Source organism: Aeromonas sp. SG16 (assembly GCF_024436135.1).
Classification (GTDB): domain Bacteria; phylum Pseudomonadota; class Gammaproteobacteria; order Enterobacterales; family Aeromonadaceae; genus Aeromonas; species Aeromonas jandaei.
The window spans coordinates 32,514-56,842 of the sequence record NZ_JANFNW010000008.1 but is presented as its reverse complement, the minus strand read 5'-3'; the positions used below and the strand labels follow the sequence as shown (position 1 = coordinate 56,842).

22 protein-coding genes and 3 pseudogenes are annotated in these 24,329 nt (G+C 50.2%); 12 read left to right on the top strand and 13 right to left on the bottom strand.

The genetic code is table 11. From position 1 onward, the window contains the following. Positions 1–7: 7 nt before the first annotated feature. A complete protein-coding gene (gene ilvM / locus NOM67_RS16880; RefSeq protein ID WP_005342011.1) occupies positions 8–286 on the bottom strand; it encodes an acetolactate synthase 2 small subunit in 279 nt (92 codons plus the stop codon). Next, entirely contained in the window at positions 283–1,929 is a 1,647-nt protein-coding gene (ilvG, locus tag NOM67_RS16875) for an acetolactate synthase 2 catalytic subunit (protein ID WP_255938841.1), read from the bottom strand. Before ilvG ends, ilvM begins: the two co-directional genes overlap by 4 nt. A gap of 384 nt (positions 1,930–2,313) precedes the next feature. On the opposite strand from ilvG, the pseudogene NOM67_RS16870 reads away from it, so the two are divergent. From NOM67_RS16870 to NOM67_RS16860, 3 genes and pseudogenes are all read left to right on the top strand, one after another. Continuing rightward, positions 2,314–3,165 (top strand): annotated as a pseudogene (locus NOM67_RS16870) (YifB family Mg chelatase-like AAA ATPase); the annotation flags it as partial. A 313-nt stretch (positions 3,166–3,478) separates the two neighbouring features. Then, positions 3,479–4,627 (top strand): DNA cytosine methyltransferase, encoded by a 1,149-nt coding sequence (locus NOM67_RS16865; protein ID WP_252616191.1) that lies wholly within the window; start codon positions 3,479–3,481, stop codon positions 4,625–4,627. A gap of 22 nt (positions 4,628–4,649) precedes the next feature. After that, entirely contained in the window at positions 4,650–6,494 is a 1,845-nt protein-coding gene (locus tag NOM67_RS16860; RefSeq protein ID WP_255938839.1) for an ATP-binding protein, read from the top strand. Between the two features lie 51 nt (positions 6,495–6,545). Here the strand turns inward: NOM67_RS16860 and NOM67_RS16855 are convergent. After that, positions 6,546–7,224 (bottom strand): annotated as a pseudogene (locus NOM67_RS16855) (integrase core domain-containing protein); the annotation flags it as partial. A gap of 150 nt (positions 7,225–7,374) precedes the next feature. On the opposite strand from NOM67_RS16855, the gene NOM67_RS16850 reads away from it, so the two are divergent. From NOM67_RS16850 to NOM67_RS16835, 4 genes are all read left to right on the top strand, one after another. Beyond that, a complete protein-coding gene (locus NOM67_RS16850) occupies positions 7,375–7,947 on the top strand; it encodes a hypothetical protein (RefSeq protein ID WP_236374874.1) in 573 nt (190 codons plus the stop codon). A 419-nt stretch (positions 7,948–8,366) separates the two neighbouring features. Then, positions 8,367–8,741 (top strand): hypothetical protein, encoded by a 375-nt coding sequence (locus tag NOM67_RS16845; protein ID WP_236374876.1) that lies wholly within the window; start codon positions 8,367–8,369, stop codon positions 8,739–8,741. A 15-nt stretch (positions 8,742–8,756) separates the two neighbouring features. Then, entirely contained in the window at positions 8,757–9,200 is a 444-nt protein-coding gene (locus NOM67_RS16840) for a hypothetical protein (protein WP_236374880.1), read from the top strand. Positions 9,201–9,297: 97 nt separating this feature from the next. Continuing rightward, positions 9,298–9,543, top strand: coding sequence for a hypothetical protein (locus NOM67_RS16835; RefSeq protein ID WP_236374883.1), 246 nt, complete (start codon positions 9,298–9,300; stop codon positions 9,541–9,543). A 126-nt stretch (positions 9,544–9,669) separates the two neighbouring features. On the opposite strand, the gene NOM67_RS16830 is transcribed toward NOM67_RS16835, so the two are convergent. The 3 genes from NOM67_RS16830 to NOM67_RS16820 are packed head-to-tail and all read right to left on the bottom strand — an operon-like array spanning position 9,670 to position 10,992. Continuing rightward, positions 9,670–10,098, bottom strand: coding sequence for a protein-export chaperone SecB (locus NOM67_RS16830; protein WP_236374885.1), 429 nt, complete (start codon positions 10,096–10,098; stop codon positions 9,670–9,672). Positions 10,099–10,100: 2 nt separating this feature from the next. Beyond that, on the bottom strand, positions 10,101–10,445 hold the full coding sequence (locus tag NOM67_RS16825) for a hypothetical protein (protein ID WP_252616193.1): 345 nt from the start codon (positions 10,443–10,445) through the stop codon (positions 10,101–10,103). Then, positions 10,438–10,992 carry a hypothetical protein gene (locus NOM67_RS16820; RefSeq protein ID WP_252616194.1) on the bottom strand — a complete coding sequence of 185 codons (555 nt, stop codon included), beginning with the start codon at positions 10,990–10,992 and terminating at the stop codon, positions 10,438–10,440. The genes NOM67_RS16825 and NOM67_RS16820 overlap by 8 nt, the downstream gene beginning before the upstream one ends. 1,045 nt (positions 10,993–12,037) lie before the next feature. Here NOM67_RS16820 and abiEi point away from each other — a divergent pair. Continuing rightward, entirely contained in the window at positions 12,038–12,586 is a 549-nt protein-coding gene (abiEi, locus tag NOM67_RS21750) for a type IV toxin-antitoxin system AbiEi family antitoxin (RefSeq protein WP_370689170.1), read from the top strand. Between the two features lie 271 nt (positions 12,587–12,857). Next, complete coding sequence (locus NOM67_RS16810) at positions 12,858–14,438, top strand: hypothetical protein (RefSeq protein WP_255938832.1); 1,581 nt, start codon at positions 12,858–12,860, stop codon at positions 14,436–14,438. Here NOM67_RS16810 and NOM67_RS16805 read toward each other — a convergent pair. The 5 genes from NOM67_RS16805 to NOM67_RS16785 all read right to left on the bottom strand — a co-directional run bounded on the left by NOM67_RS16805 (position 14,428) and on the right by NOM67_RS16785 (position 20,443). After that, positions 14,428–15,342 (bottom strand): hypothetical protein, encoded by a 915-nt coding sequence (locus NOM67_RS16805; protein WP_255938831.1) that lies wholly within the window; start codon positions 15,340–15,342, stop codon positions 14,428–14,430. The two genes, NOM67_RS16810 and NOM67_RS16805, sit on opposite strands and share 11 nt — an antisense overlap. 512 nt (positions 15,343–15,854) lie before the next feature. Continuing rightward, the gene (locus NOM67_RS16800) at positions 15,855–16,949 is read right to left on the bottom strand and encodes a TniQ family protein (protein ID WP_255938829.1); all 1,095 of its coding nucleotides are present in this window, start codon (positions 16,947–16,949) and stop codon (positions 15,855–15,857) included. Next, the gene (locus tag NOM67_RS16795) at positions 16,946–17,836 is read right to left on the bottom strand and encodes a TniB family NTP-binding protein (RefSeq protein WP_255938827.1); all 891 of its coding nucleotides are present in this window, start codon (positions 17,834–17,836) and stop codon (positions 16,946–16,948) included. Before NOM67_RS16795 ends, NOM67_RS16800 begins: the two co-directional genes overlap by 4 nt. Then, positions 17,833–19,761: a Mu transposase C-terminal domain-containing protein gene (locus NOM67_RS16790; RefSeq protein WP_255938825.1), complete on the bottom strand. Its 1,929-nt coding sequence runs from the start codon at positions 19,759–19,761 to the stop codon at positions 17,833–17,835. The genes NOM67_RS16795 and NOM67_RS16790 overlap by 4 nt, the downstream gene beginning before the upstream one ends. Further along, positions 19,754–20,443 (bottom strand): TnsA endonuclease N-terminal domain-containing protein, encoded by a 690-nt coding sequence (locus tag NOM67_RS16785; RefSeq protein WP_236374904.1) that lies wholly within the window; start codon positions 20,441–20,443, stop codon positions 19,754–19,756. The genes NOM67_RS16790 and NOM67_RS16785 overlap by 8 nt, the downstream gene beginning before the upstream one ends. Before the next feature lie 111 nt (positions 20,444–20,554). On the opposite strand from NOM67_RS16785, the pseudogene NOM67_RS16780 reads away from it, so the two are divergent. The 3 genes and pseudogenes from NOM67_RS16780 to NOM67_RS16770 form a co-directional block, all read left to right on the top strand. Continuing rightward, a pseudogene (locus NOM67_RS16780) lies at positions 20,555–21,229 on the top strand (ATP-binding protein); the annotation flags it as partial. Positions 21,230–21,355: 126 nt separating this feature from the next. Continuing rightward, a complete protein-coding gene (locus NOM67_RS16775) occupies positions 21,356–22,255 on the top strand; it encodes an acyltransferase (RefSeq protein ID WP_071913708.1) in 900 nt (299 codons plus the stop codon). 6 nt (positions 22,256–22,261) lie between these two features. Beyond that, entirely contained in the window at positions 22,262–23,227 is a 966-nt protein-coding gene (locus NOM67_RS16770; RefSeq protein WP_255938821.1) for an acyltransferase, read from the top strand. Here the strand turns inward: NOM67_RS16770 and NOM67_RS16765 are convergent. Together NOM67_RS16765 and NOM67_RS16760 are read right to left on the bottom strand one after the other, a co-directional pair. After that, the gene (locus NOM67_RS16765) at positions 23,152–23,655 is read right to left on the bottom strand and encodes a DUF523 domain-containing protein (RefSeq protein ID WP_208737578.1); all 504 of its coding nucleotides are present in this window, start codon (positions 23,653–23,655) and stop codon (positions 23,152–23,154) included. The two genes, NOM67_RS16770 and NOM67_RS16765, sit on opposite strands and share 76 nt — an antisense overlap. Beyond that, the gene (locus NOM67_RS16760; protein ID WP_033114740.1) at positions 23,652–24,302 is read right to left on the bottom strand and encodes a DNA mismatch repair protein MutT; all 651 of its coding nucleotides are present in this window, start codon (positions 24,300–24,302) and stop codon (positions 23,652–23,654) included. Before NOM67_RS16760 ends, NOM67_RS16765 begins: the two co-directional genes overlap by 4 nt. Positions 24,303–24,329 lie beyond the last annotated feature (27 nt).

Below are 24,329 nucleotides of genomic sequence, written 5' to 3'. Positions count from 1 at the left end.
TGGCTCCTTAAGCTCTGATCCGGGGTTGCTGTTCCAGTGCATCGACCCGGGAAACGTCCACCAACTTCACCAGCTGGCTCCACAACTGCTGGATGGGACGCACCGACTCGACAGTAACCGTGATCCGCAGCTGTTGGCAATCCTGCTCCATATTCAAGGCGCAGAGATTGAAGCCGCGGTGGCGCACCACCCGCAGTACCCGCTCCATCACTTCGGGTCTGGGCTGGGCGTGGATATGCAGGGTGTGTTGTGCAAATGCTGGCTGGGCAAGGGTGTGCGGGTTCATGGGCGTTGCTCCATCATCTGGTGGTTGGCGACTCCCGGTGGAACCAGGGGCCAGACGTTTTCTTCCTCTGAAATAGCCACATGCAGCAGGTAGGCACTCTCGCTTGCCAGCAGGCGATCGAGGGCTCCGGCTATCTGCTCCTTGCATGTGATGGTCTCACCCGGAATGCCGAAAGCGGCAGCCAGGGCGACGAAATCGGGGTTGTCGGAGAGGATGGTCTCGCTGTAGCGGCCGTCGAAGAACAGCTCCTGCCACTGGCGCACCATGCCGAGGCGCTGGTTATCCAGCAGCACCATCTTCACCTTGAGCTGGGCGCGGCGGATGGTGCCGAGCTCCTGCACGTTCATCATGAAAGAGCCGTCGCCGCTCACCAGTACCACTTCATCCTCCGGGCGCGACATCTTGGCCCCGATGGCGGCGGGCAGACCAAACCCCATGGTACCGAGACCGGCGCTGGAGAGGTGGTTGCGCGGGCTGGTGAAGCGCATGTGCTGGGCCACCCACATCTGGTGCTGACCCACGTCGCAGGCGACCACGCAGCTCTCCGGCAACCTGGCGGAGAGCTGCTTGAGCAGGGCTGGAGCGTAGATGGCCTGACCCGGGTGGTCGTAGCGAAACACATATGCGCGAGCCATGGCGGCGCAGTGTTCACGCCAGGGGGCGATGTCGAGAGTCATGGCGAGGCGCGGCAGCACCTGTTTGAGATCCGTGGTGATCCCCACCTCGGCGGCGCGGCGCTTGCCAAACTCTGCGGCGTCCACATCGAGATGGATCACCTTGGCTTCGGGGGCAAACTCCTCCAGCTTGCCTGTCACCCGATCATCGAAACGGGCACCCACCACCAGCAGCAGATCGCACTGCTGCACCGCGTAGTTGGCGGCCTTGGTGCCATGCATGCCGAGCATGCCGAGATAAACGGGACTGTCGGGATCGAGCGCACCGATCCCCTTGAGAGTGGTGACCGCAGGCATGCCGGTTGCGGCAGCAAAGTCACGCAACTGCTGCTCGGCATTGGCCATGCCCACTCCGCCACCGACGTAAAGCACCGGACGCTCGGCGGCAGCCAGCAGGGTGCGGGCTGCGGTCAGCTCCGAGGGGTTGACCCCTTCCGGCTCCTCCACCGCAAACAACGGGCTCTGGGGCGGCACGGCGGCCAGCTGCACATCCTTGGGGAGATCAATCAGCACAGGGCCGGGGCGCCCTTCGGTGGCGATGGCGAAAGCTTCTGCCAGCACCCGCCCCAGATCGGCGGCATCGGTCACCATAAAGGAGTGCTTGGTGCAGGAGAGGGACATGCCGAGCACGTCGACCTCCTGAAACGCATCGGTGCCGATGGCGGAACAAGGCACCTGTCCACTGATGGCCACCAGAGGCACCGAATCGAGCAGCGCCTCCGCCAGACCGGTCACCAGATTGGTGGCGCCGGGGCCGGAGGTGGCAATGCAGACTCCCACCTGACCGGAGGCGCGGGCATAACCGACCGCCGCCATGGCGGCGCCCTGCTCGTGGCGACAGAGCTGATGGGCCAGACCACCGTCATACAGAGCATCGTAGACCGGCATGATGGCCCCGCCCGGGTAACCAAACACCTGGGTCACACCCTGTTTTTTGAGAGCCTGTACCAAAAACTGCGCGCCGTTCATGTGGAAAATCCTGTCCTTTGGTCGAAAAAAAACCCCCGAGCTGTGAGGCTCGGGGGTCGCTTGTTTCGTTCTGTCCGGTGGTGGGTCTATCCCTTGTTCCGTGCAGCTAAACGAGCCCCGAGCGGTGAGATAATAATCACCACTAGGACCACAATAATGCTGACGAAACGGGAGGCCATGTTCATAGTTACAACCGGAAATCCTGTGAAATTGGGGCGGTTTTTACCGCGAATGGCTATTAGAACTAGCACGGTGATTTTTATTGGGCAAGCCTTTTTTCTGTGACAACCCACTGATTTTGGCCATTCCTCAGCCGGAACTCTGGAATAAAAAACCAACAACAAGCAGTTAGTCAGAACATATATCAACTCAAGGACGGGATTTATGTCATTAGCTGTGGTTTATAGCCGTGCCAGCCTCGGGATCGCGGCCCCGCAAGTTACAGTGGAAGTTCACCTCTCCAACGGCCTGCCCGCCTTCAACATGGTCGGCCTGCCGGAAACCTCGGTGAAAGAGTCGCGGGATCGGGTGCGCAGCGCCCTGCTCAACGGCAACTTCGAGTTCCCGAGCAAACACATCACGGTCAATCTGGCCCCCGCCGATCTGCCCAAGGAGGGGGGCCGTTTCGATCTGGCCATCGCTATCGGTATTCTCGCCGCGTCCAAGCAGATACCGGCAAAATACCTGCTCGATCATGAATTTTTGGGGGAATTGGCTCTGACCGGCGAAATTCGCCCCGTGCTCGGGGTGCTGCCCGCAGTGCTCGCCTGCCGCGATGCGGGACGCACCCTGCTGGTACCGCGGGAGAACGGCCCCGAAGCGTCCCTCATTCAGGATGCCGAGGTGCGCACCGCTCACCAACTGCTGGCCGTCACCGCCTGGCTGGCCGGCCAGTACGAGCTACCACTGCCGGATCAACAAAGCGCGGAGAGCCTGCCCGATGTACCGGATCTGCAGGATGTGATCGGCCAGTCACAGGCCAAGCGGGCGCTGGAGATCGCCGCCGCCGGCAGCCACAACCTGCTGTTCATCGGCCCGCCCGGCACCGGCAAGAGCATGCTGGCCAGCCGTCTGCCCGGCATTCTGCCACCGCTGAGCGAGCAGGAGGCGCAGCAGACCGCCGCCATCCACTCCATCGGTGGCCTCATACCGCGCGCCGGTCACTGGCACCACAGACCCTATCGCACGCCCCACCACAGCGCCTCGGCGGTGGCGCTGGTTGGCGGTGGCTGTCATTTATTGAAATAGATGAGACTTTTTGGAAAAAAATGAGACTAACTCACACGTTGTGCAATTGTCATTGCAGTTCGCTCCGTAAACAACGACATGGCCAAGAACTCAATATGACCAAGATAAACATACCCCTCGAAAAGTCTCTGCAAGTACCAATACTGGGAGGCACTTTAAAGAGTGCCCAACAAGCAAGAACCACCTGACGCCCACCACCAAATGTGCATATAAATCAAGTGGTTGCAATCACTTTAGTTAACGGTCGCTTAAACATGCAAAGTTTGCGATAATGTGCGTATGAAAGAATGTTGGAAACATAATGATGACTGAAAAACCATCGATAGTTGATCTATTTAGCGGATGTGGCGGTTTTGGGTTAGGTGCAGAGTTAGCTGGTTTTAAAACGGTTGCAGCTGTTGATATCGATCCCACACTTCAGTCTTCATATAGACGAAATTTTCCCCATGCCCATGTCATTAACGGCGATCTGTCCCAAATGACCAAAGAAACATGGCAAATGATTCTTAACGGCATCAAAGTTGATGGTGTGATTGGAGGTCCCCCGTGCCAAGGGTATAGCCGTATGGGAAAATCAGATAAAGATGACCCACGGCGTTCTCTACTGGGACATTTTTTTAGAAATATTAATATCATCCAACCAAAGTTCTTCATTATGGAAAATGTTGAAGGCCTAATGGATGAAAGGAATTTGTATGAATTAGAAAATGCAATACAGATTCTTGATAAAAGATATACCGTACTTGAACCAATGATTATTGATGCCTCTTTATATGGTATTCCGACAAAACGAAGACGTGTCATTTTAGTAGGTTATAACCCTGAACACATAGCTCAGCTGACCACTGATGACTTTAAACCCATTGATACTATGGGTGTAACTGTTCATGATGCTATATCAGATTTAGCCGCCCCAATACCGCAAACAAAAGATAATGATGATTTTGGATGGGGTGGTTACATCAAGGAGCACGAGCTATCAGCTTACGCAAAAAGGATGCGTGAAAAACCAATGGATGGATTAGGGTGGAATGAAGCCTTGAAAAGACAAATTGATGGCCAAATAAGTGGTTTTTTCGATACAAAACATACAGTTGCAGTAACTATGCGATACGCAATGACCGAGCCAGGCACCGTCGATAAAACAAGTAGAGCCAAAAGATTGGCATGGGACGGTTTGTGCCCAACACTACGAGCAGGTACAGGGGCTGATAAAGGTAGCCATCAAGCTGTCCGTCCTCTACATCCTGATCAGCCAAGGGTGATTACGGTTAGAGAAGCAGCAAGACTTCAAGGCTTTCCCGACTGGTTCGTATTTCATCCAACAAAATGGCATAGTTTCAGAATGATTGGTAACAGTGTATCACCGTTACTTTCAGAAGCTATTTTGGGTAGAATCAAGCAGAAACTCGATGCAAACGGGATAAAAACATCGAGAAAAATAATGTAGACAGCAATAGCAGCGAGGTTTTATGTCACTAATGGAAACAGTAAGCGATGTAACTATCAATACAGGTATTGAGCCTTCATTTTTAGTTGAGACGCTTACAACAGATATTGAACTTACAGATGCATTATTTGACCTCATCGATAACTCTATTGATGCAGCTAGAGATATGATACTGTCAGATAAGCATGTAAAATATGATGACTATGGCCTCCCTGCTGATTACTCTGGCTACCAGATAATCTTGAGGTTTACAGATGATAGTATCACCGTAAAAGATAATTGCTCCGGTTTCGATGAGCATACCTTAACCAATGCGGCCTTTATAACCGGTAAAAGATCAAGTCATGAATTTGGTATAGGCCATTATGGATTAGGACTAAAAAGAGCTCTCCTTAAAGCTGGCCAAAATTTTGGATTAGTTACAGATAACGGGGTCTCTAGATATAGAGCCCTGTTTGACTCAACATTCTTTTCCGCAAATGAAAAGAATAAAATTCCGGCAAAAAAATATCCATCTAAGAATAACTCTTATACTGTTTTCACAGTCTCAGGTCTATTCAAAGATATAAAGCATCAGATTAAAGATAACGCTTGGTTTAATTATGCTATCGAAAAATTATCTGTAAGATATGGTATTTTTATACAGAAAGGACTGTCAATCACTGTCATAAAGAGCATATCTGGAAGCTGCTCAACTAGAAAAATACAAAGTGCGATACCTAGCCTGAGACTGGGGACGCCTCTTCCTCCATTTTCTGACAGACTTAGTGCCTATGATGGGCTAGATGTTTTCTTTGATGTCGGAGTTCATCATGGCTACAGGTTTTCAGGTGAGGCAGACCATGACACCAAACAAAATGGATTAATCAGTGAAACTTATGGTCTATATTTCATCAGTAATGATCGAGTTATTGTTGATGCAAGTATTGATAAAAAACACGGATTTACAACATCTTGGCATAATGAATACAGTGGTTTCATTTGCCTAGTAAGGATGGTTGGTAATAACCCAGGGAAGTTACCATGGAATACAGCCAAAACTGAATTGAAATTAGGCTCGACTATTTTCTTAGGTATCAAAGATAAAGTTGAGGTTTTGGCTAAAAAGTACCGCTCCAATGCGAAATTCATTATTAAAACATGGAAAGAAATCAAGCAAGATTCATCCATATCTGCTGAGAATAAAAAATTAAAATTTGCAGAGCTCACTGGCATTAGCCCTTCTAAGGGGGCAGAAATTGATGCATCAATTCATAGTAATAATGTAAAGACTAAAGACACTACAGACCAAAAGAATGAACAAGGGAAAAATGATGAGAATACAAGAAAGACTGCTTATGATGCTAAGGTTCATGAAAAACGAGCAGAGCTGAACAAAAACAAACACACACAAAATTGGTTAACACTACTCCCTCCCGAGTTCCCAATATCTGACGATAATAAAGTTTTAGATAATCTAATCCTTGAGTCTATAGAACTTAAAATAAAAGTTGCACCCCATGCAAGCTCCATGCTATACCGCTCCCTGATAGAAACAGCGGCTAAAAGATATGTGAAGAAAATGAAACTTCACCCTGTAATAAAGGAATATTACTATTCAAGAGGTGAAGGTAAAAATAAAGGCCACTCAGAAGAATACAAACAACACCAAGGCCTTGACCTCAGCATGATTGCTGATTGGTTAGTTGTTCAAACTGATATATATCCTATCGACGCACGAAATGAACTAAAGGTGTCAGCAAAAAAATTGAAGGAACATGTGAAAAGTCTGAATGGTGTTGTTCATGGAATACAAATCACCAATGAACCTCAGCTTTCAATTATTAGAAATGATACTATAGCAATTCTTCATTTTTTTGTAAGTTGATATTTACATATCTAGTTATCACAAGACACCGGTCTTAAACCGGTGTCTTGTTTACACAAATTTAGTACGCACTTCCTTCGGCATCAATTTCAGGCCCCTTCTTGAACATGCTGCAGGGGGTCTGTCCCTCCATCATCCTGCCTTGATGTAGTCGTTGATCATTGCAGTGCTCTAAGTGGCTCTCTTTGTCCGTCTTCATCTGCTCCACTGACTCATACCAAGTCGTTCTCCCCATGATGCGGAAGTGTTCATCTAGCAAGGTGCAAGCGTTCAATAAAGCCATTGCTCTGCGGCCTGCGCTCCTTGATTGTCCGGTGTTCAATCCCTTTTAGTTACAGGAGCCGCTCGTAGGGATGATTGTCTGGGTATCCGCAGAACTCGCGCTCGTGTCCGACAGAATCCGTGCCTCGTGGGCTTCAAAGAACGTCAGGACCGTTTCATTGAGCACATGAAACGAGGTCACCGACAGCTTGCTGGTGTAGATCCACCTCCAAACGTGGCGGCTGTCGCAGCCCAGTACGGTTTGCAGGTACACCTTGCCCACTCCCTTGAGTGCGCCGACGAATAAGGTGTCGACCATCACCAGTTCTCCGGTGTAGTGGACTTCTATCTGACGTTCGCGAAACTCGTGGCGGAAGCGCTCGAGCAGGCGAATTTGCTCGTCATTTAGCTCAATCATCTCCTCCCGGTGAGTTTGCTCGAGGTGCAACAAACGGTCATGTTTGGAGATTTGCGCCTCAAGGTGAAGCAGGATAATCTCGAGGAAGACACCTAAAAATGGCCAACCCAAGTTATGCTGAATAGACTCGTTCATCTACGTCCCAAGAGCACGAACAAACTTGCCTGCGATGGTGAGAACGCTCAACTGTACCTGGATGTAATGAAAAGCGCTCCGGTTGAGTTGGGGAATCAGATTGGATGCCAGTTGCCTCCCAACATACAACTCGTCAGATTCGAGCAGCTAAAAACTACTGCGGATGTTGGTGGGCAGACTTTCGAGCTTGCTTTAGTAGATCATTACGCAAAACGAGTTCTCTACTACTGTCAATTGATCGTTCTTTTGAACGAACCTGTACTCGGGTCAAAACCTGTCACTCAGTTGTTGGTTTGGCGTACTCCCGACCCTGCGTACAAGTCGGTAATCAGTGGTGTTACGGATCGTGTTTTCACGGATTACCTGCTTGAGAACTATCTGGTCGCCATGTCGGATAACTTGCAAACCGGCCAAGGACCACAGTTCTGGGAGCAGCACATCCTGATTGCTTTGAGCCACCAACTACATGTCTACTGCTATCAATTGATGGATAGAGCACAGCGGTACATCCCTGACAAAAAATCACTCGAGCAATTACAAGATACTGTCTGGAAAAATACTTGTGACCATGACCCTATCCTCGCCATTATTTCAAAAGATCCCCTTGCTGCAGATCTAGTTGTCATCAGCCCACAGTGAGGACTCACAAAAAGACGCCCAAAGCTCGCTGACAGCCCGTGAGAGCGAACATGCATCGTTGTAACTGGACGTAATAGGCAGCCTCAGAAGTAGTGGCCACTAATGCCGAGCTTGAAGGATATATTTGACCACTACAATTGGGTATCTATGAAGGACTGAAATGAAAGGGATCAGAGCTTGGCATATCGTGGCTTTTCTGGCGGTAATTCTAGTCATCAGGGCCGTTCTTTGCTGGTCTAACGGGCTACTCTTCACGCTGTTTGGGCTGAACGATGTATACAGTTATGCGGCCCCCATGTGGCTAGGGGCAGCCAGCTGGGCAGGTGCGTTCGCAGTGCTGCTCCGTTGGGCTCGACCATAACAAGTTGGCTTACCAAATCAAGCGCCAACGTCATAACGAATTTAATGGTAAACAGACCGTGAGCAAATCACTCCCTAAAGGACTCACTTTTCAGGCATCAAAAGGTCTGTGGATGGCACAGAACAAGGGCCATAGAGTCACATACAGCACGGCCCGTTATGGAGATATGGCTAAGGAACTGGCCAGTAGGGCACTAGAAAGGATGCAGACCGGGACTTTTGATCCAGTAACAGATGACCTCGTATTCAAACAATCATGGAAAATGGATGATGCTGCTAGGCAGCTTGGCTTGTCTTTGACGCAGCTCCGGCAGTGGATGGTGACTGGGACAGTTAACGGCAAGGAGATCCAGCCCCCTAAGCGTGATGTTCGAGGGGTCGACCGGATAACAGGGCATGAACTGATTATGGCACAAGTGCGGCTTGCTACTTGAAGGATAGGAACAATTATGTCTGAAGGTATTGGGTATGCTGTTTACAGCAAGATAGAAGGTGGGTATCTGGTCACTGCATCACCGAGCAATTATCACTGGGATCCTGCTGCAGCACTGATGTATGAGACTACGGCTAAGGCTTGGGCATCAGCAAAACGTCGGGGACCAGGGTACGCAATTGCTGTTGTCATCAGCCGTGGCGAAGATGGTTCTTTGCATCATGAGGAGTTATCCCCTCCAATGAAAGCTGTTTCAGGCAGTTGGATTGTGCGAATCGAGGATGCGGGACTGCCAATAAGCCCCCTATATGTCTCAAGCCTTAGTCGCGATGGAAAAAGTCGTGCATCTACAGAAATTTGTGATGCCAGAGGGTTTAGTCATCAGCAAGCAGTTGAGCTAGCCGCCAAATTCCAAGGCAGGCCGAATTGTACCGCTCAAATCGAACAAGTATCGGATTGAATTGATTCGCTATGCCGGTTGTGTCAATTATCTTGATTCTCATATGAACCAAGTAAGTGGGTAAGGTTGCATGCATAGCAAATGGAGATGGCCAGCATTGAAGGTCGCCAGATGGGGGCTGCAACATGGTGACTTCTTCGATCTTTACGATGTCGCCTATCAGTTTGGGATACCGATTCACGAGGCGGGTAAAATTATGCTCTACCTTAGATCGTTACGCTATGTGGAAAAGCAGGCCGAAACACGGCATTGCAAGCCGGAACCTGGGAGAATGGCTGCTCGACGGATTTTTATCAAGGTACTGGCCATTCATCCAGAATCAATAAAAATGGATAAACTCTGACAAGTGAAACTTAATGCATCATTATATTTCATAATACATGCGCACTATAAAAAATGTAAAAAAATGGGAGCTCTCGGCTCCCATGGTACATCTTAATAAGAATCGTCTATTACTATAATGTATAGCTTACTTCTGAATTTTAAATGTCGGCACTACAAATAAGGGAAGTAATAACCCCTCAAAACCAGCTTTTGACGTTAATGCGTGAACGTGTTCACGTAAATAGGGGTACAGTACTAATGGAGCATTCTTTGATGACCAATCTTCAATATATTCGATGTTAAACTCTGATTGATCTACATCAAATACCCCCATTAGCTCAACCTTTAAGTCAAACGGCGAATGATCCTCTTTACTTTCAATAGAAACACCAACTTTCACACCAATCTGACTAGCATCATGATTGAAATCAGAATGCCCATGATAAAGACGAAATGCGCCAGAATCTGGCAACTGGCGCTGATCATTTTCTGGGTTTACAACTATAGAAAGAACTAATACCTTCAAATCAATAAGCTGAATTGCATGTTTTTTAAATTTATCAATGTTACTCATTTTTAAGCAGCCATTAAATAATGTTCATCATTAGCAGCCTCGGCTGCCTCAATAAAAACGTCACTAATCCTAGAAATAATTTTCCCATGTTTAATGAGCATTTCTTGATCGACTGATGCTGTTTTATAGAATAATGATACATCATCAAATGATACATCGTAATTTGATGAAAAAAACTCACTCCACAATGGTATATCTAATTGATGATGACAAATTTGCTGTCCATCCATTACCATCGAACTAATTAGTCCACCCTTAGCAGATTCAAATTTTTTCTGTAATTGTTCATCACTAAGTGAGTCGAGCTCAACGATGATGCTATCAAGTATTTGTAATAATTTACTCATCATTTACCTCCTCAAACTTGTCTATGGTGGTGATACACGACAAATCTTTAACAACATAACAAGATGGTTGACCGGTAATATCTAAAGAAAGATGCTTTGGTGTATTTGGTGGTTGTTGCACTTTAACGTGAATTATTCTGAATTCTTTTTCTAACTTATCTTCCGCCTCATTAATAAACATATCATAGAGTCTAGATGTGATATCAGACTCTTCACCAGTTAAACGAGGCTTAGTTTTTAATGCGAATTCAAAAAAGCGATCTCTTATCGCTTGATTTTCAAAATCAAGAATATCATCCTCACCCGCCTCTAACGTAGCATATACGACACAGCATCGGGGATTTTGATCGTCTTTGTAAGAATGTTTTTTCGTGTGCGCAAAACGCCACCACGATATAGCCAAATTTCTAACATAATCTTGAAGCGCATCCCTAGTGTAGCCCCAAAAATATGTACCAGAGCCACGCAACCCATTTTCACTTTTTTTGAACCCGCTTATTTTTATTGCGTTTGCTCTGGATACACAAGTCCCGTGCGTTCCTTTCATCATATATATCTATGACCAGATCTTTTGATTTAATTTTTATTTGAAACAAATACATTACACAACAAAAAAATATCAAACATGACGAATGTCGATATTTTTTGCACTTGTATATGAATCAGAAATAATTGATGATTATTTAATACTGAAGTAAAAAAGGAGGAAATATAGATGAAACTCTCACAAGCAAACTTTGAAATTCATTGGCTACCGCCCCTAAGTTCCAGCCCCTAGTTTGCTGCTTTTAACCAATGATGTTGTCGATGAATGAACCCAGAGGCTGCCTTTTGTCTGATGTTCAGTTACCGTATGGCTATCATAGACGAATGTGAATCAGAAGTAAGCAAAAAAAACAAGAGTTTTGATCCTAATCAGAGCCTTTGTACTGGCCTCTATAGCCTTCGTCCTCTGGCCAACCACATCCAGCGCAACTGACTGTCGCGTGGACGTAGGGCGTAGGGCGTAGGGCGTAGGGCGTAGGGCGTAGGGCGTAGGATTTTGAACCTCGCTCGGATGATACAGAGACACGGTGTTTTGAACCGGGAAGGATACCGACAACACAAACGAACAAAGCTGACACGGCGCACGATGCCAGACGCGATCATTACCGCTGCCAGCAATAGATTAGGATGATGTGGTGCTGTAGCGATTATGGAAAAGTACGAGATGGTGCTGACTAACAACGAATCGGAACGTGCGTCGTCCGGGCAACGCTATGCAGCAGCTAGTGGTCATATTGGGTAGAGTTGTTTCGCCAACACATTGATGATGATCAAAATCAGTCTGCGAACATGTAACGTTCAGATAGAAGAAGTGATGGCGTATACTGGCGCAATAAACAAACTGCCCCCCTTGATCTGCCTAGTCAGAACCCCTTGGATGTAGCTGTCACCAGGGGCAGGGAAAGTCATAACTTACTGGTTTATTTGGGCAATAAGCATCGACATGAACAACGGGGATGCATCACCAGATACGTGAGAATGCCTGCTAGTTTGGGCTTTTCGTAATAAAGAAAACAATACATAAAATAATCATTTTTGGTTATGATATGTACATGAAGACCTCTCAACTGATCAAACAGTTACGATACTTTGACTGCCAACACGATTACTGGCTCTACTCTCTGCACGAATTAGCCCTGATCTTCCCAGATGAAGAGCCGCAACAACTGAAAAACTCTCTCGTGAGACAATGTAAGGCAGGCAATCTATTGAAAGTTGGTGGAGGACTGTACGCATGGCCTGATGCCCGATCGACTCCCATGTACCGTTTAGAACACCTGATCAATCGACTACGTCCTCGTGAGCTATCGTACATAAGTCTGGAATCTGCTCTCAGTATGCATGGTTGGATATCCCAGCTCCCAATGGCGGTGTTAACCGTGATGACCACGGGACGTTCATACCTTCAACAGACAGCCTATGGATTAATAGAATGGATCCACACAGATCAATCTGATAGGACAATTTTAAACACTACTACATGGGATCCCATGCGAGGATGCCTTATTGCAAAGGCATCTCTGGCGTATCGAGACCTCAAGCGGGTTAGCCGCAACCTTGAACTTGTTACGCCACGATCCGATGAAGCTATGTAAATGAAATATCATAGTTAGTTTATTCAGAGCTACTCTCTTCGCAGAGTTCTCTTATCTAGTACTCACCACTATTACAACAGGTAAACACCATCTTACTGACTGCAGTAAGAATATGTCTTAGATAAACACCGACCTGATTAACACTCCTTATTACATCTGTAGGAATTCCATAATGTGCTCAGCTTCCAGTACAAGCCTAGGTAATAGATATCATGCTGAGTAACGGTATTCAACACTCTACAACTCTGGCTTTGAGGTCATTTTAGATAGAATGAAGGCTCCATTCTCGATTGAAAAACTATCAGCACTAGAAGGAGCCTGGAGAATCGATTGGCTTGGGGATATTGCTTACCCAGATCTCAGTAAACGGCAATCCCAACCTTCCGTCGCTGTTCAGTTTTCTCAGAATCTCAGTTCCTCTGGTGAAATTAGCAAACGAGAAGAATGGCTACCTATCGGATTACTGCCATTCCTGAAAGTTGGCGGCTTATGGCTACATGGCCAACCCACTGGTGAAAATACCGCCCCCTCAAAAGAGACTTTCAGCCAACTTGCTATTAACCGTGACTCGACTCAGTTCTATAAAGCAGGGGGAAAGCCGGATCCCAAGACACATGGCTTATTAGGCTCAATTCACTACTGGCTTCCTCTTGATCAACATCCATGGCATAGAGAGCATACTCATGCTAATTGCGTGGTCATCACAGTCAGTCGAGTGCTACAGATTTTGATCCCTTGCATGGAGCTTATCCGTTTTTACTTTGGCTCATCCAGCTCACTTCTTTCCACACTTTTCAGACCGATGTTGAGCCGAACTAACCTGGCAAGGCAGTACATAAAACGGACCGACGACTCTGTTTTCCTTCGTCTTGCGGAAGGTATATCTGGCGCTTCTGCCGCAGACATTGCACGGCTCATCTATTCTCCAGCGGCTTGGCAAGCTGCATCATTGATAGGTAAAAGTGCACTTCAATGCTCCAGTTTAGGTGAACGCATATACCCCAAATGTGCTTTCCCATTTGAAGGAATAACTGACTTAAATGTTACAGGACAGTGGATAACGCATGATGGCTCAACAAGAAAAATATTTGTTGTCTATGAAATTATTTCTTGCACTCATGAGTTCCCATTTAAATCTATTCGATATGTGACTACTGGGAACAGTAGCAAGTTCAAAGCATCAGGTTCGAGAAATAGAGCTAGTTCGCAAAAAAATAAATATTATGAAGATAATACTATTTTATTAAAAGATTCCGATCCTGACGAGAAGAGACAGGCCAGGCATGTACAGTTCATCTCTGCTAGTTCCAGATTCCCGGATCTCGAAACTAAAACCATTTTTAGAAACCCAAGTTTTTCGATTCCAAAAGATCAGCCTTACTCCGCAGCACCTCCTGGAGCATTCAGTGTTGGGGCTACAGGTCAGGGTAAGGGTATTACCCCCGTAGAAATTGAAAGCGGCATCCTCCCTCAACACTTTGATATTACAGAGTTACCTGAGTTTTTCCAGGCTGGGCTAGCAACATTGCAGCATGCTCTGAGCTTTACACTAATGACCCCTTACACCCATGCTACATATACTCTACTGGTACCGCTCATCCGTGACGCCAGCAACAGCCTGTATAGCAATTGCTTTACTCATGATGGCGATGGGCGACCAAAGCGCCGCTTAATGGGATGCGTACAAGTTGATTATGCAGACCATGTTGAAGGCACTCTCATTCTTGAGCCTATCAACGGCGATATGCCAGAGATTGTTTCGTTTGAGCTCTCTGAGGAATTTTTTGATCTTAATTTGGTGAAAAAGCAGCTCTGTGTTTATTGGGAAAAGCAGACTGAACTTACAACTTGATTGAACATTTGGGGATCCAATAGGTCAGCCCTTCATAATGGAAAGTCAGCCCGTCACCATCCTCTTCGAGCCCCTCTTTCGCAATCTGCTGCCTGATACTGACATTCGACAACCCATGAAAGTATGCCAGAGCAGTGATAGCCCACATATTTTGAAATGCCTTATCAGACCTAGCCATCTGAACCATTTCTGCAAGCCTCTTCTCCAGCACAGCTTTAGCCTGATTTTTATGCTTCTTTTGATGGTTCTGCCTCACATCCAGCGCGGCATGCTGCTCCCGGTTCAGGTACGTAATGAAGCCATACACAGCAGCCTTTTGCCCTGGGTATTGGGAGATATACGCACACAAGTCCTTTTGGTCAGGGATAGAGCGCCCCGCTTTGAGACTTTGCCCCAGTAATTTCTTGGCCGGAGTCAACGCTAGCCGCACAGATCTCAGCGATAGTCCCCCTTGCTGATGCTTGGTACGCAGATATTGGTAGTAGCCCACCAACAATCGGTTGGCCAGTGGATCTGAAACGCCGAGAAGAAGTCGCTCAATACCCCTGACCTCTGAGTCTTCAAGCCTAGAATTGCCATCCTCAGCCCATCCATGGCGCTCAATCAACCAGCGAACAGCTAAACGATGACGTCTCAGCATGTCAGCACCAAATTGCTTCACCAACTGCTGATAACTCATTGATTCACTTATATACAGGTGCTGTATGGATTCGAAGAATGCCAAATATCGAGCAAGCAAACTCGATGCTCGGTGGGCACCACAATGCCCAAGAAGCCAGCGCGAAAAAGCTTGATACAACTCCCGCACTGGAGGATGCAGCACTCCCTGATTGAAATGAAGCCGCTGCTCAAAAACCTGCTGCCAGTGGCAATTTGTGCATGTATCCCCCAGCCCTGCTGGCATGGGGCCACCGCATTTTGAACAGGGTAAAGATCCTAACGCCAAACACCTCGAGCACAGCTTTTGTCCATTAGGTGCATCCTGCAATCGCCGAGACCGGCCACAAGCCTGGCAGCAAGCATGGTCAGCTCTAGCGCATCGAGGACAGACGGGTTCATCAAAACCAAGGCGTTGTACCCGAGAAAGGTGGCGTGAAACTGAGCCACACCGGCTACACGCCTTCTCTTCAGAAAAGTACCTGGCGCATGCCATGCATACAGGCCCATATTCACTCATTAGCCCGAGTCGATACCCCTCCCTGCCGCAGCGAACACAGGGTTTACGCTTTTCGCAGCTCGAACAGATTGCGTTAGGATGCCTCTCTGGCAACCGAGCCATCTCACCGCATTGAGGACATGGTTTGCGCTTAAATTCACGCGCATAGCATGTTCCACAATAGGACTCTTTCTTGAAGATCCGGTGTGCTCGCTCCATCAGTCGACCGCAGCCGAAACACTCTCGGGTAGGGATATCGTTCATCGCAGCAGGCCATGGCGGCGTAACAATCTGGCCCATTCACGGCGAACAACCTCTTTGGCTTTAGGCCTCCGGATCTGAATGGGATTAGTTCTGATGCGTTGAATGCTGTTTGCCGGTAGATCATCGAGCCAATCCATCACAACCTCTGATGGCCAACTAAGTTCATTCATCAACGTATTGCGTGAGATCCCGTATTCCTTGAGTAAATGGAGCAGTAGATCGCGCTCAAGGGATAGCATCTGAGCCACCGCTGCCAGGAGGGGTTTTCTTTGCTCGATCGGTAAAAGCTCTATTGGTAACTGTGTTGGCGGCAACGGGAGTGAGTGCAAATCAATTCCAGTGGCCTGGATACAATCCCCTAAATGCGAGGGTGCCTTTTGTTCTCTGAATGCCGCGCGTCGGATGAGATTGAGTAAAAGTTTGGCCAATAAAAACCAGTCTAGGGATGATATCTGCCTGTCTCCCCAGTCTGCTGCCCCTGTGCCAAAGACATTGGACGCAAGTTTCTGGAAATCCGTCTGCATCGCCTCAACACGAGCAGAGACCGCCGAGCTGAGGTCATAGCCACAGTGGAAGCAAATCCCTATGTGAGGTGTCTGTGCTGAAACTCGGTGATACTGAACCGGCATATTGCAAGAAGGGCAGCACTCAATCAGCTCATGATGATGTAGAGGACAGTAGGTATGCCATGCCAAGCGCCATTGCCACCGAAAATAGGGCTCATCCATTCGCAAGCAACCTGGGCAATAGGGCACGCCCATCTTGTGCTGACGATTACGACTCCCCATTGCGATCACCCAAGGCAAATTGGAAGGCCTTTTCCCGATTAAAAGGATTTTCCCATCCAGATGATGAAACAGGGTCATGCTACGCAGCTCATCAATACTCAAGCCTGATGAGCCGCACAGGCTCTGTAATCTTGTGTCATCAAGGGTACGATCAATATCGACTGTCCAGGCTCTCCATGTTGGCCATACAGCGGATGTGAGAGACATTGGATCACACCCATGAGCCAAGGATGCTCTGACGAGCCAAGAGGACAACAGCTCGTCCTTGAGAGGGGATATCTGTACAGGCCAGATAAGGCTCACCTCATGGTTTCTCTCAGGCCGTTTGTGGGACGAAGCCACATGTGCTGTGCAATCAGGTCACGGCTGACTTGCTCCGAACCATCCTTGATTGCTGCGATGGCACATGTGGAAAGTAATCGCTGCAGATTGCCCAGATTACCTCCTGAGATCGCATGGAGAAGCTGGATGCACTCTGCTGTGCGCAATGACGATGGCCGCTTTAGCGGCAAGATACGCTCGAAACTTAGCACCAACTTTGCGAACTCGTTGTCCAGCTTCCAAGCTGGCAGGGTTTTGACATCAAAGCGACTGGCATGTTGGGGATCTGTGTGCAGAACACGAACAGCCTCTGTCGTCCCCACCGCCACAATAGGGATCATTAGTTCATTACATAGCAGTTTAATGGCATTCATGAGCTCCCGCTGTTTGATTGCAGATCCAGCCAGCAGCGAGTGAAACTCATCGATAATCAGCATCTTCACCTTACATACCCGGCAGAGGTGAATGACCTGGTAGCGCAGTTTTACAGTTGGATCAGATATTCGGTAGGGCGTGAAAAATCGCTCCAGTATCGATACATATAACCCTTTCTCATCAGCCGTTGGCGGTGATTCCGCGAGGATGATGGGCTTGAATCCTTCTGGGTGTTCATCCTCAGTAGCCTTGTAATACTGCTCATGGAAATGACGCACAATTGTAGTCTTGCCGTTGTTGGGTTCACCAACCAGTAGCAAATTCAACATCCTGGGTTTCTTGGGCTGTTCAACGAGCTCATTGAGAGCTGCCAGTATCTGGTTGGCCGCAGTGTAACCAATCCACCTCGGCTGGTTTATGAAGGCCATTCGCTCTTGGTCCGACAGCTTCATCACATGTCGGAAGTCGGGATGAAGGTGCGCGAGATCATTCATGCTATATCTCCATCGTCGTAAGGCTCTATCTCGCTGAAATCTAACGCTGATGGCTCAGGTATCGGAGATATGGGTGTGCCTGGGACCGGCAAGGGGGTTGCAGGACTAATACCTTTCTCATGTTCACGTCTGCGTTGTGACTGTCGACGTGCTTTTTTGGTCGAGCTTTTGGACTCTTCGACGATCTCACGCAGTTGAGTGATGGTATTGAGGATCTGGGGTTCAGTCGGGGACACGTATCCCTGCTCTTTCAATCGCTTCCTAGCCTGCTGATACTCCCACATGCTCATTGATGGTAGTGACTGATCTGCCAACGGGACCTTGAAGTATTGCTCTAGCTCTGGGTCAAAGAACCAGATGTAGGAGATATCTCTTGGGTCCCGACGAAAAATGAACTGTCTTTTTGTCCCGGTATCCGGATCTGTGGCGTTGAGCCAGAAGCGCAGCGTGTCCGCAAAGTAGGTGAGCCCCTCAATGGTGACACCGAATACCTGCACGGTTCGTCTGAATGACGGCAGGAAGTCGAGTAGGATCGTCATCCTATCTGCAGGTCTTGGTGGGTAGCCAATCCCGTCAACTTCACTATTTCCATTGATGCCAATATCCCACTTGGCCAGAGGGCTCATGCCAATGCCATTGTGGTAGCGTTGGTGATAGATATTGCAGATAAACGTCACCAGCCACTTCTCGAGCTCGTCCTTGGTCATAACGGCCCGCTTGTCGGAGTCGTAGTCTTTACGGTCCCGGATATTCGAAAATGTGGTTCCAGGCAAGTCATGCAGCTCTTTGACCAGAGTACCGAGGATCCGCTCTATGTGTCCGCCATACCGGGGCTGTTTGACCGGTCTGAAACTGAGATTGATGCCGTACATCTGACAGGATTTGCTGAAGTTGATAGATCGGAAGTCAGCGCCATTATCAACATGGATCGTTTTAGGGATGCCCCATACAGGCCAACTACTTTCCACATGGTGCAATGTCATCCACTCCTCCTTGGGAAGGATGGAATGAGCAACACACATGGCGACAGATGTTTCGGAAGGTGGATCGAAAGAGAGGTAATACCCGGTCACCATCCGGCTATAGACATCCATTGCCAATGTAATCCACGGGCGGCCGATGGGTTTACGATGGATGTCGTCGACCAGGATGATGTCGGCTGGCGTGTGGTCAATCTGGATGACAGAGAGAGGGTAGTCTGCGCCAGGGAAACTACCGGGAGCAGCAGTAAATTTGTTCTTCGCCTTCTCCCTAAAGCCTCGCCTCCTCAGCTGCTCTCGCTCTGATATCTGCTCTACTCTTGCCCTGATAGCCGAAGCCCCAGGAGGTGGAATGTTTTGCTTCTCGCATTGGAGAAAAACTTCATTAACAACCTTTTGAATAGAAGAACGCTGAACGGTCAAGTAAATGGATTCAATGGTCTCGTTGATGAGCTGTTCTTGCTGTGGGGTCAATCGGGTTCGGCCACCTCGCCAACCACGGCTCATCGGTATGAGAGCCGACAATGTCTCTACTGCCTGATATCTGGATAGCCAGCGATACAAGGTCGCAGAACTGACACCGACCTCGAGAGCACGCTTATTAACCTCTTCTCGTCCAATACTGGGAGCTTGGTCGAGCAGGGGTTTTATGGCTTCGAATCGTTCATTCGCAGCGCGCCAATCTTTATCCTCGATACCATCGAGGTCAATGCGGGGATCCAGTTTGGCGACCTGCGGATTTGGTGGGGATGAGAGCTCATTAATAGGGAGTAGTTTTTTGCGGCCTGTGATTACGTCACTACCAAGCAGACTGTTGAAGTCGATTTGCTGCACGATTCGGTATGTCAGCCCTTCATGCTGAACAAACTGACCAACGTCCAGAGCCAGCCGCTGGCGGATGGGGACGATGCCACCTTGCGCCCTTGTTGGCTTGTCATTATCCATTTTGATGTGTCCAAAGTATGGTCGAGCCATCAAGCTGTAATGTGATGTCACAGTCGATTCTACGGGTTGCCAGGAGATACCAAATGGCAACAGCCCAGGGGCGTTCATCTCCTGCTATTACCCCACAGTGAGCGAACAGAGCATCACGGCTCAACGGCCCTATTTGATACAGGGCATGCAGTAACGTATCTGTGTGTCTTGGTTCTTGGGCAAAACGTTGGTAGCGTTCAAGGAACTTGATGTTTTCAAGCGCACGGTCGCGGATCCGCGACTCGTCATAGATCTTGAATGACCATCCTTGATTGCGTGCAAAACGTCTTGCGGCCTTCCACTTGGATGACCATGCCCGCCAGTTTTCCATCCATAGATCCCGGGGTTTTACTTCCACCAGGACATGTTGCGTGGCTTCACCATCGAGGCGCCGTAAGGACATCAGAAAATCAGGGGTATAGGTGTAGGCCCTACCGTTGTCACCGATGAATGGGATTTCAACGGGCTGAGGAGTGATCGAGACAATATTGGGGAAAAATTCGTGGCGAATGAGGAAGTCGCGCTCCAGCGTGGATTCATACTGGATCGCCTCTTTTCCACGAAACGAATAGCTACCAGAGACACTTCGGCGGGTAGGGCCTATCTTACGAACTTGATGCACCTTCACCTTGTCGCAGCTATTTCCACTCAAAGTAGACCTCGTCTCATCTATTGACAAAAAATCGTCTCATTTATTTGAGTAAAAATAGCCCTAAATCATTGATCTATGGTTTGACCTGTCTCACTAATTTCGAAAAATGACAGTGGCAGCCACCCGCGGCCCGGCGAAATATCGCTGGCCCACAACGGGGTGCTGTTTCTCGACGAGCTGCCCGAGTTCGAGCGCAAGGTGCTCGACTCCCTGCGCGAGCCGCTGGAGACCGGCCACATCACCATCAGCCGGGCCGCCCGTCAGGTGGATTTCCCCGCCCGCTTCCAGCTGGTGGGCGCCATGAATCCCAGCCCCTGTGGCCACTATGGCGATGGCCAAACCCGCTCCAGCCCGGATCAGATCCTGCGCTACCTCGGCAAGCTCTCCGGCCCCTTTCTCGACCGCTTCGACCTGACGGTGGAGGTGCCGCTGCTGCCCAAGGGGAGTCTGACCGGCAAGGCGGAGCGGGGGGAGTCGAGCCAGCAGATCCGTGATCGGGTGCTGGCGGCACGGGAGCGGATGCTGAGCCGCAACGGCAAGCTCAACAACCTGCTTGATAGCCGCGAGATAGAGGATATTTGCCGACTATCACCGCAAGATGCCGAATTTTTGGAAGGAGCCATCCAGAAGCTGGGGCTCAGCATCAGGGCCTGGCACCGCATCCTGCGGGTGTCACGAACCATCGCCGATCTGGCCGGGCAACCGGCTATCGGCAAGGAGCATCTTATCGAGGCGCTCGGCTACCGGGCCATGGATCGGCTGCTGTCGCGACTGCGCAGCAGCTGACAGAAGGGAAAGGGTGAGTCCAACCCCGTAACGGCTCTGAATGGTCTCACGGGCCATCGGCTGATATTATTGCCACAGATCTGACCACTTGATGGCCCTTTATCGACAGCAAGACGGACCCGACTCATGCCCAACAAGCTGATAGAGCGACTGCGCGGCAGCCTCTCCACCCTGCTCTATTTTTTCAACACCCTCTTCTGGTTTGTTCCCATCTTCTCGCTGGGTCTGCTCAAACTTCTGCTCCCCATCAAGGGGTGGCGTACCCTCTGCAACTGGCTGCTGGATGGCTGTGCCAGCTGCTGGATCGGTTTCAACAATCTGATCCAGAAAACCATCATCAGAACCCCTTTCGATGTGGTCGGAGTGGACAAAGGGCGCCGGAATGAGTGGTATATGGTGATTGCCAACCATCAATCCTGGGTCGACATACTGGTACTGCAGCGGGTTTTTAACCAAAAAATTCCCTTCCTGAAGTTTTTCCTCAAGAAAGAGCTGATTTGGGTACCTTTTCTCGGTCTGGCATGGTGGGCGCTCGACTTCCCCTTCATGCGGCGATATTCCAGGAAATTTCTGGAAAAGCATCCCCATCTGAAGGGAAAAGACATAGAGACAACCCGTAAAGCCTGTGCCCGGTTCCGCCACATTCCAGTGAGTGTGATGAACTTCGTCGAAGGCACCCGCTTCACCAAGGGCAAACATCAGAAGCAGGGTTCGCCCTATCGTCACCTGCTCCATCCGCGCGCAGGCGGCATCGCCTTTACTCTGGCCGCCATGGGTGACCAGTTGCATCAACTGGTGGATGTCACCATCGCCTACCCGGACGGCATTCCCAGCTACTGGGATTTCATGTGCGGCCGGGTCGGGCAAATCAAGGTTCAGATCCGCTATTTGCCGATCGACCGCAAACTGGTGGGGGATTACTTCAATGACCCCGAGTTCCAACAAGAGTTTCAGCAGTGGCTGAACGGGATCTGGCACGAAAAAGACCAGACCCTGAACCAGCTGCTGGCAACCAAGGCGCAGTAAACACTCATGTTATCCATGCTTCCCGGCCCACTGGTGCTCCTCATCAGCGCCGGCCTGACCATTCTCTTTACCGCCTTGTGCGCCAGCCTGATCCTGCTGGTTTCGCTGGCCAAACTGCTGCTGCCGGTGCCAGCCTTTGGTCGCGCCTGCAGCCGCCTCAACAACCGCTTCATGCGCCTGTGGCTCGGTTGCAACGCGCTGGTGATCCGCCTCACCACCCGCATCGACTGGCAGGTGGAAGACAGCACCCGGCTGCGCAAGGATGGCTGGTATCTCATCATCAGCAACCACATGAGCTGGACCGACATCGTGGTGCTCGGCCACTTGTTTCGCGACCGGCTGCCGGTGCCCAAGTTCTTCATGAAGCACGAGCTGATCTACATCCCGCTGCTGGGGCTCGCCTGCTGGGGGCTTGATATGCCATTTATGCGCCGCTATTCACGGGAATTCCTGCTGCGCAACCCGCACCTGCGCGGCAAGGATATCGAGACCACCCGCAATGCCTGCGAGAAGTTTCGCCATATCCCCACTACCGTCATCAATTTCGTGGAAGGGACCCGCTTCACCGAGCAGAAACGGGATGCTGCCCGCTCCCGCTATCGCCACCTGATGCCGCCCAAAGCGGCAGGACTGGCCTTTACGCTGGCCGCCATGGGCGAGCAGTTCGACAGCCTGATCAACGTCACCATCCGCTATCCGGACAACGCCGAGACCCCGTTCAAGGACTTCCTGATGGGACGGGTAAAACGCATTCAGGTGCGGATCGAGGAGCTGCCGGTGGATGAGGCCCTCATAGGGGATTACTTCAACGACAAGCAGTTCAAACGCGGTTTTCAGGAGTGGCTAAACCAGCGCTGGCAGGAGAAAGACGAGGTGCTGGAGGGGTGGCAGAGCGGTCAGGCGCCGCTGCCGGTGGCCGCCAAATCCGGGGATGCATCCAAAGAGAGCGCCGAGGCCAACTCGGCCAATTGATCCTCCGAGAACACTGCAATACCGTGGCGGCGCAGCAGGGCGGCGGTCTTGCCCTCGCCCGCCACAGAAACACCTTCGAAGCGGCCGTTATAGATACGGCCGCTGCCACATGAGGGGCTCCCCTCTTTCAGCAGGGCGAAGCGAATACCCTGCGCCTGACAGATTTCCAGCGCCAGTTCGGCACCGCGGTCAAACTCGGCAGTCACATCCAGTCCACTCGCCGTCACTACCCGCTCGCCCTGCCGCTCGGCAGGAGGGCGCGGGGTCGGCAGACCGCCCGCCACTTCGGGGCAAAAGGCCAAGACCCGCCCCTCGGCACCCAGCTCACTTAGCAAGTCGCTGACGATCCCCTTGCTCTGACCATCGTAGCGCACAGGCTGACCGAGCAGACACGCGCTGACCAGCACACGAACAGGGGATGCGCTCATGCTTCCGCTCCGTGCATCACCTGATCGAACATCACACAGCAGGGGCTTTCCATCCGGTAGAGAATGGCGGGGCGCTGTTTGCCGGTACGCTTGCGGCCGGTATCCACCAGAATGTCGGCGCGATGGATCCGCTTGCGAAAGGCGGCCGTATTCATCGGCGTCTGCAGGATGATCTCGAAGGCGCGCTGCACCTCGGAGAGGGTGAACTCGGTGCCAAGCAGTTGCAACGGCAGGGTGCTGTAGCGGCTCTTGATGCGCAGTCGCTCCAGCCCCTTGGCGATGAGCTGGAGATGGTCGAAGGCGAGGCTCATGCCCGGCAGGGTAGAGACTGGATGCCAGCAACCATGGCGGATCTCCACTTCAGGCGCCACCAGACAGAGGTAAACCAGGGTGGTGGACCAGCCACGAGGATCCCGCTCCAGATTGCCGAGGGTGCAGACCTGCTCGCTGTAGCAGTCACCCAGCCCCCACTCCGCCAGCAGGCGGCGCTGGGCGGCGTCCAGATCCCGGTCCAGCGTCTCGTCGATGCGCAGGGCAGGCAGTTGCCAGCAGTTGGCAAAAGGGGGGCGATCGCGGGTCTCGAGCAGCAATTCGAGCCGCTCCTCATGCAACCGCAGCACCACCATATCCAGACTCATTCTCAGCATCCCGATCGCCCTGCTCGCCTTCCATTA